Annotated in this window: 14 protein-coding genes, 5 tRNA genes and 2 pseudogenes; 11 read left to right on the top strand and 10 right to left on the bottom strand. The window is 61.9% G+C overall.

What is annotated here, in order from left to right:
• Positions 1–36: 36 nt before the first annotated feature.
• The 3 genes from N0Q91_RS08965 to N0Q91_RS08955 all read right to left on the bottom strand — a co-directional run bounded on the left by N0Q91_RS08965 (position 37) and on the right by N0Q91_RS08955 (position 1263).
• Positions 37–113: transfer RNA gene (locus N0Q91_RS08965), tRNA-Pro, on the bottom strand.
• Between the two features lie 80 nt (positions 114–193).
• On the bottom strand, positions 194–685 hold the full coding sequence (locus N0Q91_RS08960; protein WP_018095030.1) for a DUF192 domain-containing protein: 492 nt from the start codon (positions 683–685) through the stop codon (positions 194–196).
• Positions 685–1263 (bottom strand): cold-shock protein, encoded by a 579-nt coding sequence (locus N0Q91_RS08955; protein WP_003530922.1) that lies wholly within the window; start codon positions 1261–1263, stop codon positions 685–687. The genes N0Q91_RS08960 and N0Q91_RS08955 overlap by 1 nt, the downstream gene beginning before the upstream one ends.
• A gap of 196 nt (positions 1264–1459) precedes the next feature.
• On the opposite strand from N0Q91_RS08955, the gene N0Q91_RS08950 reads away from it, so the two are divergent.
• The 6 genes from N0Q91_RS08950 (at position 1460) to N0Q91_RS08925 (ending at position 4526) form a co-directional block, all read left to right on the top strand.
• On the top strand, positions 1460–1900 hold the full coding sequence (locus N0Q91_RS08950) for a VOC family protein (protein WP_275597880.1): 441 nt from the start codon (positions 1460–1462) through the stop codon (positions 1898–1900).
• A gap of 391 nt (positions 1901–2291) precedes the next feature.
• Complete coding sequence (locus N0Q91_RS08945; RefSeq protein ID WP_275597879.1) at positions 2292–3605, top strand: D-Ala-D-Ala carboxypeptidase family metallohydrolase; 1314 nt, start codon at positions 2292–2294, stop codon at positions 3603–3605.
• A 160-nt stretch (positions 3606–3765) separates the two neighbouring features.
• Positions 3766–3841, top strand: a tRNA-Glu gene (locus N0Q91_RS08940).
• Between the two features lie 217 nt (positions 3842–4058).
• A tRNA-Glu gene (locus N0Q91_RS08935) sits at positions 4059–4135 on the top strand.
• A gap of 57 nt (positions 4136–4192) precedes the next feature.
• Positions 4193–4267 (top strand) — tRNA-Glu (locus tag N0Q91_RS08930).
• 183 nt (positions 4268–4450) lie between these two features.
• Positions 4451–4526, top strand: a tRNA-Glu gene (locus N0Q91_RS08925).
• A gap of 73 nt (positions 4527–4599) precedes the next feature.
• On the opposite strand, the gene recJ is transcribed toward N0Q91_RS08925, so the two are convergent.
• The 4 genes and pseudogenes from recJ to N0Q91_RS08905 all read right to left on the bottom strand — a co-directional run bounded on the left by recJ (position 4600) and on the right by N0Q91_RS08905 (position 9580).
• Complete coding sequence (gene recJ / locus N0Q91_RS08920) at positions 4600–6402, bottom strand: single-stranded-DNA-specific exonuclease RecJ (RefSeq protein WP_275597878.1); 1803 nt, start codon at positions 6400–6402, stop codon at positions 4600–4602.
• 129 nt (positions 6403–6531) lie between these two features.
• The gene (locus tag N0Q91_RS08915; RefSeq protein WP_100673182.1) at positions 6532–7854 is read right to left on the bottom strand and encodes a homoserine dehydrogenase; all 1323 of its coding nucleotides are present in this window, start codon (positions 7852–7854) and stop codon (positions 6532–6534) included.
• 80 nt (positions 7855–7934) lie between these two features.
• Positions 7935–9151, bottom strand: a pseudogene (locus tag N0Q91_RS08910) (LL-diaminopimelate aminotransferase).
• A 123-nt stretch (positions 9152–9274) separates the two neighbouring features.
• Entirely contained in the window at positions 9275–9580 is a 306-nt protein-coding gene (locus N0Q91_RS08905; protein ID WP_018095035.1) for a hypothetical protein, read from the bottom strand.
• 211 nt (positions 9581–9791) lie between these two features.
• Between N0Q91_RS08905 and phaC the strand changes: the two genes are divergently transcribed.
• From phaC to sthA, 5 genes are all read left to right on the top strand, one after another.
• Positions 9792–11627 carry a poly(3-hydroxyalkanoate) polymerase subunit PhaC gene (gene phaC / locus N0Q91_RS08900; protein ID WP_275597877.1) on the top strand — a complete coding sequence of 612 codons (1836 nt, stop codon included), beginning with the start codon at positions 9792–9794 and terminating at the stop codon, positions 11625–11627.
• A gap of 20 nt (positions 11628–11647) precedes the next feature.
• A complete protein-coding gene (sfsA, locus tag N0Q91_RS08895) occupies positions 11648–12367 on the top strand; it encodes a DNA/RNA nuclease SfsA (protein ID WP_100673178.1) in 720 nt (239 codons plus the stop codon).
• Positions 12368–12395: 28 nt separating this feature from the next.
• Positions 12396–13235, top strand: a complete 840-nt coding sequence (gene map / locus N0Q91_RS08890) for a type I methionyl aminopeptidase (RefSeq protein ID WP_003537051.1) — start codon at positions 12396–12398, stop codon at positions 13233–13235.
• Positions 13232–14014, top strand: coding sequence for a RadC family protein (radC, locus tag N0Q91_RS08885; RefSeq protein WP_275597876.1), 783 nt, complete (start codon positions 13232–13234; stop codon positions 14012–14014). Before map ends, radC begins: the two co-directional genes overlap by 4 nt.
• A gap of 141 nt (positions 14015–14155) precedes the next feature.
• Complete coding sequence (gene sthA, locus N0Q91_RS08880) at positions 14156–15559, top strand: Si-specific NAD(P)(+) transhydrogenase (RefSeq protein WP_275597875.1); 1404 nt, start codon at positions 14156–14158, stop codon at positions 15557–15559.
• Between the two features lie 81 nt (positions 15560–15640).
• Here sthA and sufA read toward each other — a convergent pair whose 3' ends face one another.
• From sufA to N0Q91_RS08865, 3 genes and pseudogenes are all read right to left on the bottom strand, one after another.
• On the bottom strand, positions 15641–16033 hold the full coding sequence (sufA, locus tag N0Q91_RS08875) for a Fe-S cluster assembly scaffold SufA (RefSeq protein ID WP_018095040.1): 393 nt from the start codon (positions 16031–16033) through the stop codon (positions 15641–15643).
• Between the two features lie 94 nt (positions 16034–16127).
• Positions 16128–16508: an SUF system Fe-S cluster assembly protein gene (locus tag N0Q91_RS08870; protein ID WP_018095041.1), complete on the bottom strand. Its 381-nt coding sequence runs from the start codon at positions 16506–16508 to the stop codon at positions 16128–16130.
• A 14-nt stretch (positions 16509–16522) separates the two neighbouring features.
• A pseudogene (locus tag N0Q91_RS08865) lies at positions 16523–17764 on the bottom strand (cysteine desulfurase); the annotation flags it as partial.
• Between the last annotated feature and the right edge of the window lie 3 nt (positions 17765–17767).

Below are 17767 nucleotides of genomic sequence, written 5' to 3'. Positions count from 1 at the left end.
CGTTGACCAAGAGATCAATGTTTTCACGTGATTGGATGGTCGGAGTGGAGAGATTCGAACTCCCGACCCTCTGGTCCCAAACCAGATGCGCTACCAGACTGCGCTACACTCCGCACCACGAAGGCGGAGATACACGCTTCGCCCTGCGGCTGCAACAGCAAATTTCGAGGCTGGCGCGGAGCCGGCGAATGCTTCAGTTCGCCCGCTCCGCGGCCGGAAGTCCCGCGCCTTCGAGCCTGTCGCCGGGGCTGATGCCGAGTCGCTTCACGGTTCCGGCGTTAAGCTCGAGCACGTAGGCCACCGGTTCTCTGGAATCGATAATGGCTTCCGAATGCGGAACCGCGTTCTCATGGATGGTACGGATGACGCCGTCACGCGCGATGAAGAGCATGTCGAGCGGCAGATAGGTGTTCTTCATCCACATCATCACCGGCCGCGTCTCGCCGAAATCGAACAGCATGCCGTGATCCGGCGCCATCTGCCGGCGATACATCAGCCCCTGCTCCCGCTGATCCGGCTGGGTCGCGAGCTCGACGGTAAGGTCATGCGTGCGTCCGCTCGCCGTTATCAGCCGCACCCGCTCCTTTGCAAAGGAAACCTCGGCCATGGCCGAGGCGACGAGCAGCGACAACAAAAAAAGCGCCGTCAGGGCGCTTCTTGCTGCTATGCCGACCACTCCGGGCATCAGTGCGACCGCGTGGTCGGCGTCGGCCCGTCGGGATGGATCTCCGCAGCCATCAGGCCCTTCTCCCCGTCCCCGAAGCGGCAGAGTACCACTTGGCCGGGCCTCAGCTCCGTCAGGCCAAAGCGGCGCAGCGTTTCCATATGCACGAAAATGTCTTCGGTGCCCTCCCCGCGCGTCAGGAAGCCGAATCCCTTGGTTCGGTTGAACCACTTCACGAGCACACGTTCGAGGCCGCTCGTCGGTGTGACTTGAACATGCGTTCTGACCGGTGGCAGCTGGGAGGGGTGAACGGCCGTCGATTGGTCCATCGAGAGGATGCGGAAGGCCTGGTAGCCACGATCCCGCTTCTGAATGAGAGCGACGACCCGGGCACCTTCCAGAACGGTCTGATATCCGTCGCGTCTGAGGCAGGTCACATGCAGCAAAACGTCCTGCATGCCGTTGTCCGGAACGATGAAGCCGAATCCCTTGGCAACGTCGAACCACTTTATGACCCCGGTAATTTCGATGAGATCAAGCGCGTCGTTACCGAATTCGCCATTATGGATGACGTCTTTCGAAGATGTCCTGTCAGCCATTCTCGCAGCCCCTCGTTACGCGCAACACTTCGATACGGTTAACTGATTCTTATGGGCCAGAATAACATCGTCCCGCTGCGCGTGTGCAAGCCCCTCGACATATTTTGACCTGAGACGTTTATAGGCATGCAGCCTTGCGTCTGGCTTGCCGTCGCCTCACTATACGCCATCTTCCACGAAACAGGGACATTCTCCAATGCGGTATCTGCATACGATGGTTCGCGTCAAAGACCTCGACCAGGCTCTTCATTTTTATTGCAAGCTTTTCGGGCTCCAGGAGATTCGCCGATACGACAACGAGAAAGGCCGCTTCACGCTCGTTTTTCTCGCGGCGCCCGGCGATCTCGACCGCGCCAAGGAGGAAGCCGCGCCCTGCCTGGAGCTCACCTATAATTGGGATTCCGAGGAATATGCCGGCGGGCGTAATTTCGGCCACCTCGCCTATGAGGTCGACGACATCTACGCGTTCTGCAGGGATCTGATGGACAACGGCGTTACGATCAATCGCCCGCCGCGCGACGGCCACATGGCCTTCGTCCGGTCGCCGGACGGCATCTCGATCGAGATCCTGCAAAAAGGCGAGCACCTGCCGGCTCAGGAACCCTGGGCTTCCATGGCCAATACGGGTGTCTGGTAAGCCTCGCACAATTGCCACCGGCTAATCGTCAGCCGTCGCCGGCCCTGCCGAGCGGCGCGGCACCGGCCGGCGCAAGAGGATCAATAGAACAGCGGATGATCTTCAGGCCCGGCTATTGCCGGGCTTTCGCTTATATTTTGCGAAGCTGAAATAGGTTGGTGCAGGTTTACAAAACACGCGGCGTTCATTACCTTGCCGCGCAGACGTTGAAACGGGGCTCTGCTTCGTCGTCACTTGCGGGGATAGCCCTATACTTGCCTGACCTTTCCCGTGGGGAGCCTAGCGCCCTCCGCGTGAAATTGTTGTGCCGTTCCGGAGCGTATTCGGAATCGGAACGTGTTGTGTGCGCGGTGCAAAGCAACCCGCATGCACGGAGAGCGGGGAAAAGGCGTTGCAACATCTGGAACCAGGATACAGTCTCCTGACGATCGGACGCGCCGCAGCATTATCCGTATCGCTTCTGGCACTGGCGAGCTGTGTGTCGGCAGTCGCCGACAATGAGACGATCAGCCCGCTCAATTCCCAACAGGTGGCTGAAGCAGCGCCGGCCGCATCCGAGGAGACGATGCGGGACGAGCAAGAGGCTGGCGCCGGCGCGACGGCGCAGGTGCCCGACGGTGAAGCGGGCCAGAACAGCGCCGCCATGCAGCCCGGTCTGGCCATGCAGGGCACTGCGCTGCGCGCGACAACATCGAGCATCTACGGGCAATCGCCGGCAGGACCGTCCGCCGAGGCGCGGCCGGACCCAAGCAGCCAGCCGACGGCAGCACCGTCGGCCGTCGCATCGCCGACGATGAATGCCAAGGCCAATAGTCTCTTCAGCAACGGACAGTCCGAGGCTCAACCGGTGATTCAAGCGCAACAGGGCGCGGCAGGCGAAGCTCCCGCGACAAACGAAGCGATTGCTGCCGCAACGCCGGCAGCCACCGGCGAAAGGGATACGCCCGCGGCCGTTCCGTTGCCTTTGAGCGCGCAGGCCGCATTATCAGGTGCGACGGCGGCCGCCCTGCAGCCGGTCGAAGTCGCCTCGCGGACGCCGGCGGATGCCACCCAGCCGGCGGGCTCCGACCACGGTGAGAAAGAGACTCAAGAGACGAAGAAGACCTGGACCCTCGCAAGCCTGTTTGCGCCGAAGCGCAGGGAAAAACAGCGGGCCGAATCGACACGCGCTGTGCCGGCAGGCGAGAAGAAAACGATTACCGCAAGCAATGCGGGACAGCCGCAGGTCGCTTCCCTCGCCTATACGTCACTGCCCGGCGTCAATATGAACCCGCTCTTCAGCATGGAACACGAAGCGCACGAGGCTGACGAGGACGACGCGCCCGTGGAAGTGGCGAACCTCTCGGGCCTTGCCCGACTCACGCCGAGCGGCCTCATCCTGCAAACGGAGAAGGTGGAGACAGGCTGTTTCAAACCGCAGCTTCTCGACATCCTGAAGACGGTGGAAGGTCATTACGGCCGCAAAGTCATGGTCACCTCGGGCCTTCGCGCCATCAAGGTCAACCGCAAGCGCCAGTCCCTTCATACGCGCTGCGAGGCGGCGGACATCCAGGTGGCGGGCGTCAGCAAGTGGGAGCTCGCGAATTTCCTGCGCAACGTCCCCGGCCGGGGCGGCGTCGGCACCTACTGCCATACCAACTCCGTCCATATCGACATCGGTCCCCAGCGCGACTGGAACTGGCGCTGTCGCCGTCGCAAAGGCTGATCGGCGATCGCTCCTGTTAACAAGGCCCATCGTGAGCAGCAGTGATTTTTCCCGCAAAAAATGAAAACTGCCACTTGCGGGAATCCGAAGCCCTCTCTATAAGCCACCTCGTCTTACAGCGACTTGCGTCTTTTCAGAGGCACAAGGCTTGCTGCAGCAGGCGCCCATCGTCTAGCGGTCTAGGACGCCGCCCTTTCACGGCGGAAACACGGGTTCGATTCCCGTTGGGCGTGCCAATTTCTCCTCTTATACTTGTGGATACTTCGCCTTGTATGTGGATGGGACGTCTTTGCTTTGCGTCACCATAGGATCGAGTTGACCTGTGCGGATCTCTTGCCGAAAAAGCAAAATAATCGCCTCCGATCACTTGCATGAATCCGATGCCCTCTCTATAAGCCGCCTTGTCTTACAGCGGCTTGCGTCTTTTCAGAGGCATCAGGCTTGCTGCAGCAGGCGCCCATCGTCTAGCGGTCTCAGGACGCCGCCCTTTCACGGCGGAAACACGGGTTCGATTCCCGTTGGGCGTGCCATTCCACCTCTTTTCTATTTCATGTTTTTCATAGTATGGTGCTGATCGTCACCAGCAGGCGCCCATCGTCTAGCGGTCAGGACGCCGCCCTCTCACGGCGGTAACACGGGTTCGAGTCCCGTTGGGCGTACCATTTCCTCACCTTGCGCGCGCATCATTTCGCTTCCGAATAGCGCTTGCGTCTGCTCCCGATCTTTTCCCAGGAAAAATCGAAATTTACCGCCCGCGGTCTCTTGCGAGAATCCGAAGCGCTCTCTATAAGCCGCCTTGTCTTACAGCGCGTGCGCCTTTCAGACGCACAAAATCGCTGCAGCAGGCGCCCATCGTCTAGCGGTCTAGGACGCCGCCCTTTCACGGCGGAAACACGGGTTCGATTCCCGTTGGGCGTGCCATTCCTCTTCAAAGTCTTTAAGAAAAGTCCGTAAGTCTCTGAGTCGGCTACACCCGTTCGCTCCGCCTCGGCGTTTAATTTGCTTTCGCGGCGTCCGTCACGCGCAGTTGAACCTTGCGTGTCCCCTGCCACAGATCCGCTGACACGGAACCCGCGACATGAACGGTGGCGCCGCGGCTGCCGAGCAGGAAATCGCCGAGCGGCGTCTCCGTCGCGCGGAAGGCGATGCCTTCCATGCGGCTGCCGTCCTGCCCCTCGAGCGTCACCTTCACGTGGTTGGCCCCGACCTGACGGCTATCGCGCAGTCGATGTTGCGGGAAGGCAAAGAGCGGCTGCGGATGGCCGGAGCCATAGGGTCCCGCCTGGTCGAGAAGATCTACGAGGTCGAGCGTCGCCCCGGCCGCTGCCAGCGCGCCATCGACCTTGAGCGTTTGGACGGCGACGAGATCGCGAACGGCAGCTTCGGCGCGCTCTTCGAAGAATTGCCGAAGCTGGCCGAGCTTACCGCGCTCGACCGTCAGCCCGGCGGCCATTGCATGTCCCCCGCCTTTGACCAGCAGGCCGTTGTCGACGGCCGCACGGACGAGCCGCCCCATGTCGAAACCGTTGATCGAACGGCCGGATCCGGTTCCGCGGCCGTTCGGATCGAACGCAATCGCAAAAGCCGGCCGGCGGAATTTCTCCTTGATGCGTGCCGCGATGAGGCCGACGATCCCGGGGTGCCAGTTCTGCCGGGCAGTGACGATCACCGACGCGCCCTCGCCCGTTCCGTATTCCGCCAGTACCTCGGCTTCCGCCTCCGCAAGCATCGCCGCCTCCATCGCCTGGCGATCGCGATTGAGTTCATCGAGCTGGGTGGCGATGATTTCCGCCGCCGCGGCATCGTCGAGGGTCAGCAGACGACTGCCGAGCGCAGCGTCGCCGATTCGCCCGCCGGCATTGATCCGCGGGCCAAGCAGGAAGCCGAGATGATAGGGCGTCACGGGTCCGCCGATCGCCGCCTTGCGCAAGAGTGCGGCGAGACCCGCATTGCCCATGTGCCGCGCAGCAAGCAGGCCCTTGACGACATAGGCCCGGTTGAGGCCTTTGAGCGGCACCACGTCGCAGACGGTCGCAAGCGCCACCAGGTCGAGCAGCGACAGGAGGTCGAAGGATGCCGCGCGCGGGTCGCCCCTGAGGCGGAGCACGCGCAATGTATTGACCAGTACAAGATAGACAACGCCCGCCGCGCAGAGATGGCCCTGCCCCGACAGGTCGTCCTCCCGGTTGGGATTCACCAGGGCGTGACACGGCGGCAGCACCGAGCCGACCTGATGGTGGTCGATGACCACGACATCGGTCCTGCGCTCTGCCGCCACCGCCAGGGCTTCATGGCTCGTCGAGCCGCAGTCGACCGTGACGATCAGTTCGGCGCCCCGATCGATCAATTGATCGATCGCCTGCGGGTTCGGACCGTAGCCCTCGAAAATGCGGTCGGGAATATAGATCTCGGCGGTGATATCGAAATGCCGCAGGAAACGCGCCATGAGCGCGGACGAGGCCGCACCATCGACATCGTAATCCCCGAAGATCACCACCTTCTCGCGGCGACGAATGGCATCCGCGAGCCGCTCGGCCGCCTTGCGGCCGTCGGTCAGGGTGTCGGGGTCAGGCATCAGTGCGCGCAACGTCGGCTCGAGGAATGCCGACGCGTCGTCCAGTCCGACGCCGCGCCCGGCAAGCACGCGCGCGATGAGTTCGGAATAGCCGTGGATCTGACTGATGGCCAGGGCACGGTTCTGGCCCGCCTGATCGAGGCGCGATACCCAGCGCTGACCGCTGACCGAGCGTTCAACGCCGAGAAATGCCCGCTGGATCGGATCCGCCAAAACGTCCATCTGTCTACCCGCCCGAAGTCCCTCCGTTCTTAGCGAAGATTTCGGCACTGAAAAACCGGCGGGGGTGCAGTTCGGCCTGCAAGTCGCCGGTCGCAGCGGCTTCTCAACAGATTTGATGAGGACGCGCGGTCACCAGGCCTTCGGACGCTCGATCCTGATAACCTGCGGCTCGCCGACGAGATAGCCCTCGCTCTTGATCGAGACGATCGCTTTGCGGACGGAAGCCTCTGATGTCGCATGCGTGACGAGGATGATCGTCTTCGGCTCGGCCGGGTCGGCATAGTGCTTGGAATGCTGCATGATCGATTCCAGCGAGATGTCGTTCTCCGCCATGTGCTTCGCCACATTGGCGAAGACGCCCGTACGGTCGACCACTTTCAACCGGATGAAGTAGCCGCCCTCATGGCTCTGCATCCGGGCGCGCTTATAGGGCAACAGCGCCTTCGCCGGACGGCCGAATGCCGGCACGTGCTGCGCGCCGGGTCGGCTCTTGGCGATGTCGGCGATATCGCCGAGCACGGCCGAGGCGGTCGCGTCCCCGCCCGCGCCCGGGCCGACCATCAGGAGTTCGCCAAGAATGTCGGATTCGATCGCAACCGCATTGGTCACCCCGTCGACCTGCGCGATGACGGTGTCGTGAGGTACCATGGTCGGATGGACGCGCTGCTCTATGCCGCTATCGGTCCGCTGGGCGACTCCGAGAAGCTTGATGCGGTAACCGAGGTCGGAAGCCGCCTGGATATCTTCGATCGAGATGTTGGTGATGCCCTCGAGATAGATGTCGTCGGCAGCAATCGCGGTGCCGAAGGCAAGGCTCGTCAGGATCGAGAGTTTGTGCGCGGTGTCGTTGCCCTCGATGTCGAAGGCCGGATCGGCCTCGGCATAGCCGAGCCGCTGAGCCTCCTTGAGGCATTCCTCGAAGGAGAGACCCTCCCTCTCCATCTTCGTCAGGATGTAATTGCAAGTGCCGTTCATGATGCCGTAGACGCGCGAGATCGTGTTGCCGGTCATCGACTCGCGAAGCGCCTTGATGACGGGAATGCCGCCGGCGACCGCAGCTTCGTAATTCAGAAGTGCGCCATGCTTCTCGGCAATTTCCGCCAGTTCGACACCATGTGCTGCCAGAAGCGCCTTATTGGCGGTCACCACATGGACGCCGCGCGTGAGCGCCGCCTTCACGCAAGAATAGGCCGGGTCTCCGGCGCCGCCCATCAGTTCGACAAAGACGTCGATGTCTGCTTCAGACGCCAGGGAAACTGCGTCGTCGAACCAGGCGATGTCCGAAAGCTTCACGCCCCGATCTTTCGCCCGGTCTCTTGCCGCTACGGCCGTAATCTCGATCGCCCTGCCGCATGTGGTCGCCATCGTCTCATGACGATCCTGGAGAATCCGCACGAGCGAGGCACCGACGGTCCCCAAGCCCGCAATGCCGATTTTGAGGGCATCTGCCATAGCAAGTTCCTAACACGTAGAGGCGCCCCGCCAGACCAGGCGGGGCAATTTGGGTGCGGAAACGGGCACAGCCCGGCTCCTTACCGATGTGCGTTGAGCGAGATGACGTTGTGCATCGTCTCGTCCGCCGAAGAAAGGAAGCGCTTGATATTGCGCGCGGCCTGGCGGATCCGGTGTTCGTTCTCCACCAGAGCGAGACGAACATAGTCGTCTCCCTGCTCGCCGAAGCCGATACCCGGAGCAACGGCGACATCCGCTTTCTCGACGAGAAGCTTGGAGAACTCGAGCGAGCCGAGATGGCGGAACTTCTCGGGAATCTTCGCCCAGGCGAACATCGTCGCCGGCGGCGGCGGAACCTCGAAACCGGCCTTGCCGAAGCTTTCCACCATGACGTCGCGGCGCCGCTTGTAGATGGCGCGTACCTCGGCGATATCGCTGCCGTCGCCATTCAGTGCCTGCGTCGCAGCTACCTGGATCGGGGTGAATGCGCCATAGTCCAGATAGGACTTCACGCGCGTCAGCGCCGCGATCAGTCGCTCGTTGCCGACGGCGAAGCCCATGCGCCAGCCGGGCATGGAGAAGGTCTTCGACATCGAGGTGAATTCGACGGTCACATCGGTTGCCCCCGGCACTTCCAGAACCGAGGGGGAGGTGCGTCGTCGAAGTAGATTTCCGAATAGGCGAGATCCGACAACACGATGATGTCGTGCTTCTTCGCAAACGCGATGACATCCTTGTAGAAATCGAGCGTCGCGACCTGAGCCGTCGGATTGGACGGGTAGTTGAGGATCAGCGCCAGAGGCTTCGGGATCGAGTGCCGGACCGCACGCTCGAGCGGCGGAAAGAAGCTCTCGTCCGGCTCGACCGAAATCGAGCGGATGACGCCGCCTGCCATCAGGAATCCGAAGGCGTGGATCGGATAGGTCGGATTCGGGCAGAGGACGACGTCGCCGGGTGCGGTAATGGCCTGCGCCATGTTGGCGAAGCCTTCCTTGGAGCCGAGGGTCGCGACGACCTGCGTCTCGGGATTGAGCTTGACGCCGAAGCGGCGTGCATAATAGGCGGCCTGCGCACGGCGCAGCCCGGGAATGCCCTTCGATGACGAATAACGATGCGTCCGCGGGTCCTGGACGACTTCGCACAGCTTGTCCACGATTGACTGCGGGGTCGGAAGATCCGGATTGCCCATACCGAGGTCGATGATGTCAGCACCGGCCGCTCGCGCGCTCGCTTTCAAACGGTTGACCTGTTCGAAAACGTAGGGCGGCAAACGCCGGACTTTATGAAACTCTTCCATCTCCAGACCTCATTTGGCGCGCGTCTTTGCAGCCCTTGGGCTCTTCGCTCGACATGCGCGGGGTGAACGGCCGCCATCGCGGCCATTCAACGCTTTGCGGCCAAAACACGAGAAAGGCAAGCGCTAATTCTCGATCTGTTTCAGCGTGTCGGCACCGTGCTGCTCGGCCAGAAGCTGCAATTCCTTCAGGCGACGCCGGTACTCGGCTTCGGAGATCGCGCCGGACCGGCGCTGCCCGGCAAGTGCGGTCAACTGCCCCTGCATGTTCAGCGCCTCCTCATTGGTCATCTGCTGCATGGCGGCGGGCTTTTGACCGTAAACCGAAGGATAGGTGGCAAGGTCCGCCGTCGAATTGCAGCCCGCGAGCACGCCTGCGAGAATCAGTGCGGACATCCAAGAAAGCGAACGCTGTTTTCCGACGGCAAGCATGCTGGCGATGACCTCTGTTTCTGCGGCGCAACGATGCGCTACAGCGCCGCGCGTCTTTCGGGACGCACAAAGGTCGCTGTAGCACTTTGATCTGCTGCATGTTTTTGTCCTTCGACCGGCTACGATCACGGGAACATGCAGTAGCCCTTGTAATCATTTTCGGGCAGAATGTAAAAATACAAAACAAACAAGATGCTGTGGAGGACGCCGGGTGACAGCAGAGAAGGCTGAGGGCGCTACGGGCTTTGCCGGCTTCGACCCGAAATCTGTCGAGCCCTACATCGTCAAGGATCCCGAAAGCCTGGCCATCAACATGGCTCGTGCGGCAGAGCAGCTCGGAAAAGCCGCTTCTGCATGGCTCGCCCCGCGCGAAGCGGGCGAGAAGACCGATAGTTTCGCCGAGCCCGTCTCCGATATGGTCAAGACGCTTTCCAAGGTCTCGGAATACTGGCTCTCCGACCCCCGGCGGACACTCGAAGCCCAGACCCATCTTCTCGGCAGCTTCTTCGATATGTGGTCGCGGACGCTCCACCGCATGGCCGGTGACGCCGTGGAGGACCCGGCCAACCTCCAGCGCAACGACAAGCGCTTCGCCGACGAAGACTGGGTGAAGAATCCGTTTTTCAACTTCATCCGCCAGGCCTATTTCGTCACCTCCGACTGGGCGGAGCGCATGGTGAAGGACGCCGAGGGCCTTGACGATCATACCCGCCACAAGGCGGCCTTCTACGTACGCCAGATTGCAAGCGCTCTTTCCCCGACCAACTTCATCACGACCAACCCGCAGCTCTATCGCGAAACGGTGGCGTCGAGCGGCGCCAATCTCGTGAAAGGCATGCAGATGTTGGCGGAAGACATAGCCGCCGGGCGCGGCGAGCTTCGGCTCCGCCAGACGGACACCAGCAAGTTCGCCATCGGAGAGAACATCGCGATCACTCCGGGCAAGGTGATCGCGCAGAACGATGTCTGCCAGGTGCTGCAATACGAGGCGAGCACCGAGACCGTGCTGAAGCGGCCGTTGCTCATCTGCCCGCCCTGGATCAACAAATTCTACGTGCTGGACCTCAACCCGGAGAAGTCCTTCATCAAATGGGCGGTCGACCAGGGCCACACGGTCTTCGTCATCTCCTGGGTAAACCCGGACGAACGCCATGCCTCCAAGGATTGGGAAGCCTATGCACGCGAAGGCATAGGTTTCGCGCTGGATATTATCGAGCAGGCAACCGGCGAGCGCGAAGTCAATTCCATCGGCTATTGCGTCGGCGGGACGCTGCTCGCCGCCACCCTGGCGCTCCATGCCGCGGAAGGCGACGACCGCATTCGCTCCGCGACGCTCTTCACCACGCAGGTGGATTTCACCCACGCCGGCGATCTCAAGGTCTTCGTGGACGACGACCAGATCCGCCACCTCGAAGCCAATATGAGCGCCACCGGCTACCTCGAAGGCTCGAAGATGGCGTCTGCCTTCAACATGCTCCGGGCTTCGGAACTGATCTGGCCCTATTTCGTCAACAATTACCTCAAGGGCCAGGATCCCCTGCCCTTCGACCTGCTTTACTGGAACTCCGATTCGACGCGAATGCCCGCGGCCAACCACTCTTTCTATCTGCGCAACTGCTATCTCGAGAACAGGCTCTCCAAGGGCGAGATGGTGCTTGCCGGCCGCCGCGTCTCGCTCAGCGACGTAAAGATTCCGATCTACAATCTCGCGACGAAAGAGGACCACATCGCGCCGGCAAAGTCGGTTTTTCTCGGCAGCAGCAGCTTCGGCGGCAAGGTGACCTTCGTGCTCTCCGGCTCCGGGCACATCGCCGGTGTCGTCAACCCTCCCGCCCGAAGCAAGTATCAATACTGGACGGGAGGCGCGCCGAAGGGCGACCTCGATACCTGGATGGGTAAGGCGAAGGAAACGGCCGGGTCGTGGTGGCCGCATTGGCAGGGCTGGGTCGAACGGCTCGACAAACGCAGGATCCCGGCGCGCAAGGCCGGAGGTCCGCTCAATTCCATCGAGGAAGCGCCCGGCTCCTACGTGCGCGTGCGCGCCTGACCGCAGAGAGTGCAATCCCCTTGAATTACCCTCGCCCGCTCGTCCCTGCGACGCTTGTGCAGCGTTACAAACGCTTCCTGTTCGACGCTATTCTGGCCGATGGAACGGCAATCACGGGTTCATGCCCGAATACCGGCTCGATGCGTGGCCTGACCACACCGGGCTCGCCGGTCTGGCTCTCGGAACACGACAGTCCGACGCGCAAGTATCGCCACATGCTGGAGATCGTCGAGGCGGACGGCACGCTGGTCGGCATCAACACCGGATTGCCGAACCGGATCGCCGAAGAGGCGATCATGGCCGGACAGGTGGGCGATCTTCACACCTACGGCACGCTCCGGCGCGAGCAGAGATACGGCCGCAACTCCAGGATAGATATTCTGCTTAGTGATGCGGAAAAGGGCCTCGCCTATGTCGAGGTGAAGAACGTCCATTTCAGCCGCGTCCGCGGTCTCGCCGAATTCCCGGACAGCCCGACCCAACGCGGTGCGAAACATCTCGAGGAACTGGGCGATATGGTCGAGGCGGGACACCGCGCGATCATGCTCTATCTTATCCAGAGAGGCGATTGCAGTCGCTTCCGCATATGCCGTGAGCTCGACCCGGTCTATGCTCGTGCTTTCGAAAGGGCGAGCGCACGCGGCGTCGAGGCCTATGCGGTCAAATGCGCGGTATCGCCGGCGCAAATCCTGGCGGCAGGACCGATCGTAGTGGACGAACCGGTCCCTGCTGTTTTATGAAAATCGCCTGAAACAACGGAAATCTGGAATGGTAACTTACATCGAGGCCGACGCGGCTCCCTACAAGAACACCGGTGTCATTCGACTTTACGGGCCGGAGGGGTTTGAAGGCATGCGCAAGGCCTGTCAGGTGACCGCGCGCTGCCTCGACGAGCTCGTGGCGCGCGTGAGCCCGGGCGTGACCACGGACGAGATCGACCGCTTCGTCTTCGAGTTCGGCATGGACCACGGCGCGCTCCCTGCAACCCTCAACTATCGCGGCTACACGAAATCCTCCTGCACCTCGATCAATCACGTGGTCTGTCACGGCATCCCCAACGACAAGCCGCTGCGCGAAGGGGACATCGTCAACATCGACGTGACCTATGTGGTCGATGGGTGGCACGGCGATTCAAGCCGGATGTATCCCGTCGGAGAGATAAAGCGTGCCGCCGAGCGCCTGCTGGACGTAACGCATGAATGCCTGATGCGCGGCATAGCGGCGGTTCGCCCGGGCGCGCGCACGGGGGCAATCGGCGAGGCGATCCAGGCCTATGCGGAAGCCGAGCGTTGTTCGGTGGTTCGCGACTTCTGCGGTCACGGCGTCGGCCGGCTCTTTCACGACGCGCCCAATATCCTTCACTATGGCAGCGCCAATGACGGGCCGGAGCTCAAGGAAGGCATGATCTTCACGATCGAACCGATGATCAATCTTGGCCGCCCGCATGTGAAGGTCCTCTCGGACGGATGGACGGCGGTTACGCGCGATCGATCCCTGTCGGCCCAATATGAACACACGGTGGGCGTCACGGCGGACGGCTGCGAGATATTCACGCTCTCACCGGCCGGCCTCTTCAAGCCCGGCATTCACGTCGCGGGCGACGCGTGACGAAGACCCCGCCCGCCGAACCCGACGACCTTTTCGACGCCGCGGACGAACGCCGGTTTTTCCCGCAGAAGCCGACCCGCGACAGCCACGCAACCGCGCCGGCGACGGATACGCACTATCACGGCCATCGGGACCGCCTGAGAGCCCGCTACCGCGAACACGGGGATGCGGCGCTGGCGGATTACGAACTCCTCGAGCTCATCCTCTTCCGCCTCATACCCCGCCGCGATACCAAGCCGATCGCCAAGGCGCTGCTCGACCGCTTCGGCACGCTGGCAGCCGTCTTCGGCGCTCCCTTGCACCTCCTTCAGGAAGTCAAAGGCGTCGGAGAGTCCGTCGCGCTCGATCTCAAGCTCGTCGCGACCGCCAGCCACCGCATGCTCAGGAGCGAATTGCGCAACAAACAGGTTCTGTCCTCCTGGAGCGCCGTGATCGACTATTGCCACGCGGCGATGGCGCATGAGACGAAGGAGCAGTTCCGCATCCTTTTCCTCGACAAGCGCAACACGCTGATCGCCGACGAGGTTCAGCAGCAAGGAACGATCGACCACACGCCCGTATATCCCCGCGAGGTGGTCAGGCGCGCTTTAGAACTTTCCGCTACCGCCTTGATTTTAGTGCACAACCATCCCTCCGGCGACCCGACGCCGTCACGTGCCGACATCGACATGACCAAGCTCATCGCCGAGGCCGCCAAGCCGCTCGGCATCGCGCTTCACGATCACGTCATCATCGGCAAAGACGGCCACGTCAGCCTCAAAGGGCTTCGATTGTTCTGATGGAAAATATGCAGCAGACGCATCCAGAACAGGGCGCTGCGGCATTGCACGTCATCAAACGGTGCGATTGACGATATAGCTGTGCCTGCGCGAAAGATGCCGCATCGCACAACGATTCTCACGCGAGCAGGGGAAGCGTTCATGAACCAGTACGATCTCATCGTTGTCGGCAGTGGTCCGGCCGGGCGCAGGGGCGCCATCCAGGCCGCGAAGCTGGGCAAGAAGGTGCTCGTCATCGAACAGGGAAAACGGGTCGGCGGCGTTTCCGTCCACACCGGTACCATTCCGTCGAAAACGCTGCGTGAAACGGCGCTCAACCTGACCGGCTGGCGCGAGCGCGGCTTCTACGGCCGCTCCTATCGGGTCAAGCAGGAGATCAGCGCCGAAGATCTGCGCCGTCGTCTCATCATAACGCTCAACCACGAGGTGGAGGTGCTCGAACACCAGTTCGCGCGAAACCGCGTACAGCACATCCGTGGCAGGGCGAGCTTCGTCGGGCCGGCGACGCTCGAGATCTCCAAGGATGACGACGAGAGCATGCTCGTTTCCGGCACCAGCATCCTGCTTGCAGTGGGAACGAAGCCCTTTCGGCCTGACTACATGCCTTTCGACGGCAGGACGGTCGTAGACAGTGACGAACTGCTCGACATCCGTGAACTGCCCCGCTCGCTGGTGGTGATCGGCGCCGGCGTCATCGGCATCGAATACGCCACCATCTTCAGCGCCCTCGACATCCAGGTAACGGTCATCGACCCGAAGGACACCATGCTCGATTTCATCGACCGGGAGATCGTCGAGGACTTCACCTATCAGTTGCGCGACCGCGCGATGAAACTGAACTTGGGCCAGAAGGCGGACAAAGTGGAGCGGCTCGACAACGGCAAGGTGCTGCTTAGCCTCGACAACGGCCGCAAGATCACGACGGACATGGTGCTTTTCGCCGCCGGCCGGATGGGCGCGACGGATGCGCTCAATCTTCCTGCGGCAGGTCTCGAGGCCGACGCCCGCGGTCGGCTGACCGTCAATCCGGAAACGTTCCAGACGACCGTTCCGAATATCTACGCCGCCGGCGATGTCGTCGGCTTTCCGAGCCTCGCCTCGACCTCGATGGAACAGGGCCGCATCGCGGCCCGTGTTGCGGTCGGCGCAATCGCCAAGGAGCCGCAGAAATATTTCCCCTACGGCATCTATGCCGTGCCGGAAATATCCACCTGCGGCCTATCCGAGGAAGAGGTCAAAGAGCGCGGAATTCCCTACGAATGCGGCATCGCCCGGTTCCGCGAGACTTCGCGCGGGCACATCATGGGCCTGGATTCGGGACTCTTGAAGATGATCTTCTCGCTTAGGACGAGGCGGCTGCTCGGCGTCCACATCATCGGCGAAGGTGCGACCGAACTCGTCCATATCGGCCAAGCCGTCCTCAACCTGAAGGGCACCGTCGAATATTTCGTCGAGAATACCTTCAACTACCCTACCCTGGCCGAAGCCTACAAGATCGCGGGCCTCGATGCATGGAACCGCATGGGAGAGATCAAGACGGAATGACGGCGGGACTAAGTCCCTTCTTCCCGTCAAAACGGGGAGAAGGGCCGGCAGGCTGGATGAGGGGCGGATACGCCCACGGAATCAGCTGGCGCGGACCACCGCGTCGCCGCGCTCGGCAAGTGCCGCGAGATCGGCCGGCTTCAGTTCCACCGACTCGCCGCAGCCGCAGGCAGAAGTTTGATTAGGATTGTTGAAGGTGAAGCCCGAGCGCAGCGTGGTGGTCTCGAAATCCATCTGCGTGCCCAGAAGGTAAAGCACGGCCTCTGGGGCCACCCAGACCTTCGCCCCCTGGTGCTCGACCAGGTCGTCCTTCGAATTGGGTTCGCTCACGAGATCGACGGCATATTCCATGCCGGCGCAACCGCCCTTCTTGATGCTGACGCGGATGCCTTTGGCCTCTCCTCCGGCATTTTCCACGATCGACCGAACCCGGCTGGCGGCGGCATCGGTCAGGCTCATAACGGCAAAGCCCATAGGCTCCATCTCCTTCGTATCGCCGGGTTAAAGGCCCGGCGCTTCCAGACTGAATGTAATGCCCGCGTGCCGACGGATCAATATCGGCAGGTGCTCAATACCAGCCGAGCGCAACCTGCGCCTCTTCCGACATGCGGTCAGGCGTCCACGGCGGATCGAAGGTCATCGACACTTCGACGCCCGAAACGCCCTCGACGGCGCCTACGGCATTTTCGACCCAGCCCGGCATCTCACCGGCAACGGGGCAGCCCGGCGCGGTCAGCGTCATGTCGATCTTCACCATACGGTCGTCTTCGATGTCGATCTTGTAGATGAGGCCGAGTTCGAAGATGTCCGCCGGTATTTCCGGGTCATAGACGGTTTTGAGCGCCGCGATGATGTCATCGCTGAGGCGCGCCAGTTCCTCCGGCGGAATGGCCGAATGAACGATGCCTTCGCGGACGTCGACTTTTTCTTGTGTTTGCTCGAGACCCATGTCCGTCTCCCTGAAGCGAAAAACTTGCGTGCGTGTTCCAGCGCGTCCGCCAGCGCATCGACCTCGGCCGTGGTGTTGTAGAGACCGAAGGACGCCCGGCATGTGGAGGTGACGCCGAACCGTTTCAAGAGCGGCTGCGCACAATGCGTTCCGGCCCGCACGGCAATGCCGGCACGGTCGATGACCATCGACACGTCATGGGCATGGATGCCGGCGATCTCGAAGGAAAAGATACTCCCCTTGCCGGGTGCGTCGCCGAAAACCCTCAGCGAATTGATCGAGGACAGGCGCTCGCGGGCATAGGCCGTCAGGCTCGCCTCATGAGCCCTGATCGCCTCGCGGCCGACCTTCTCCATGTAATCGAGCGCATAGCCGAGCCCGATCGCCTGGACGATCGGCGGCGTACCGGCCTCGAAGCGATGCGGCGGATCGTTGTAGGTGACGCGGTCCTCGGTCACCTCCTCGATCATCTCGCCGCCACCCATGAAGGGGCGCATTTCCTTCAACCGTTCGGTCTTGCCATAGAGCACGCCGATGCCGGATGGACCGTAGAGCTTGTGACCGGTCATCACATACCAGTCGCAATCGATGTCCTGGACGTCGACGGGCATATGCACCGCACCCTGGCTGCCGTCGACAAGCACCGGAATGCCGTGCTCGCGGGCAATGCGGCAGATCTCCTTGACCGGGACCACGGTGCCCAGCGCGTTCGACATGTGCGTGATGGCGATGAGCTTCGTCCGCTCCGTCAGGCATTTGACGAAGTCTTCGATGTGGAACGCGCCGTCGTCGTCGATCGGCGCCCAGACGAGCTTCGCGCCCTGTCGCTCGCGAATAAAGTGCCAGGGAACGATATTGGAGTGATGCTCCATGATCGAGATGACGATCTCATCCCCCTCGCCGAGCTGCGGCATTCCATAACCGTAGGCGACCGTGTTGATCGCCTCCGTCGAGGACTTGGTGAAGATGATGTTGTCGACCGAGGGCGCATTCAGGAAACGGCGAACCTTTTCGCGCGCCTGTTCGTAGGCTTCCGTCGCGGCATTCGACAGGAAATGCAGGCCGCGATGGACGTTGGCGTATTCGTTGGAATAGGCATGGGCAACGGCGTCGATGACGAGTTGCGGCTTCTGCGCCGACGCGCCGTTGTCCAGATAGACGAGCGGCTTGCCATAGACCGTCCGTGAAAGGATCGGGAAATCCTTCCTGACCGCTTCGACGTCGTATGCCGCTACCGGCGGCGCAGGATGTTCCATGTC

The organism is Sinorhizobium prairiense, assembly GCF_029201645.2.
GTDB classification, from domain to species: Bacteria; Pseudomonadota; Alphaproteobacteria; order Rhizobiales; family Rhizobiaceae; genus Sinorhizobium; species Sinorhizobium meliloti_A.
Note: the sequence above shows the minus strand (reverse complement) of the source record. Positions and strands in the feature narration are given on the sequence as shown.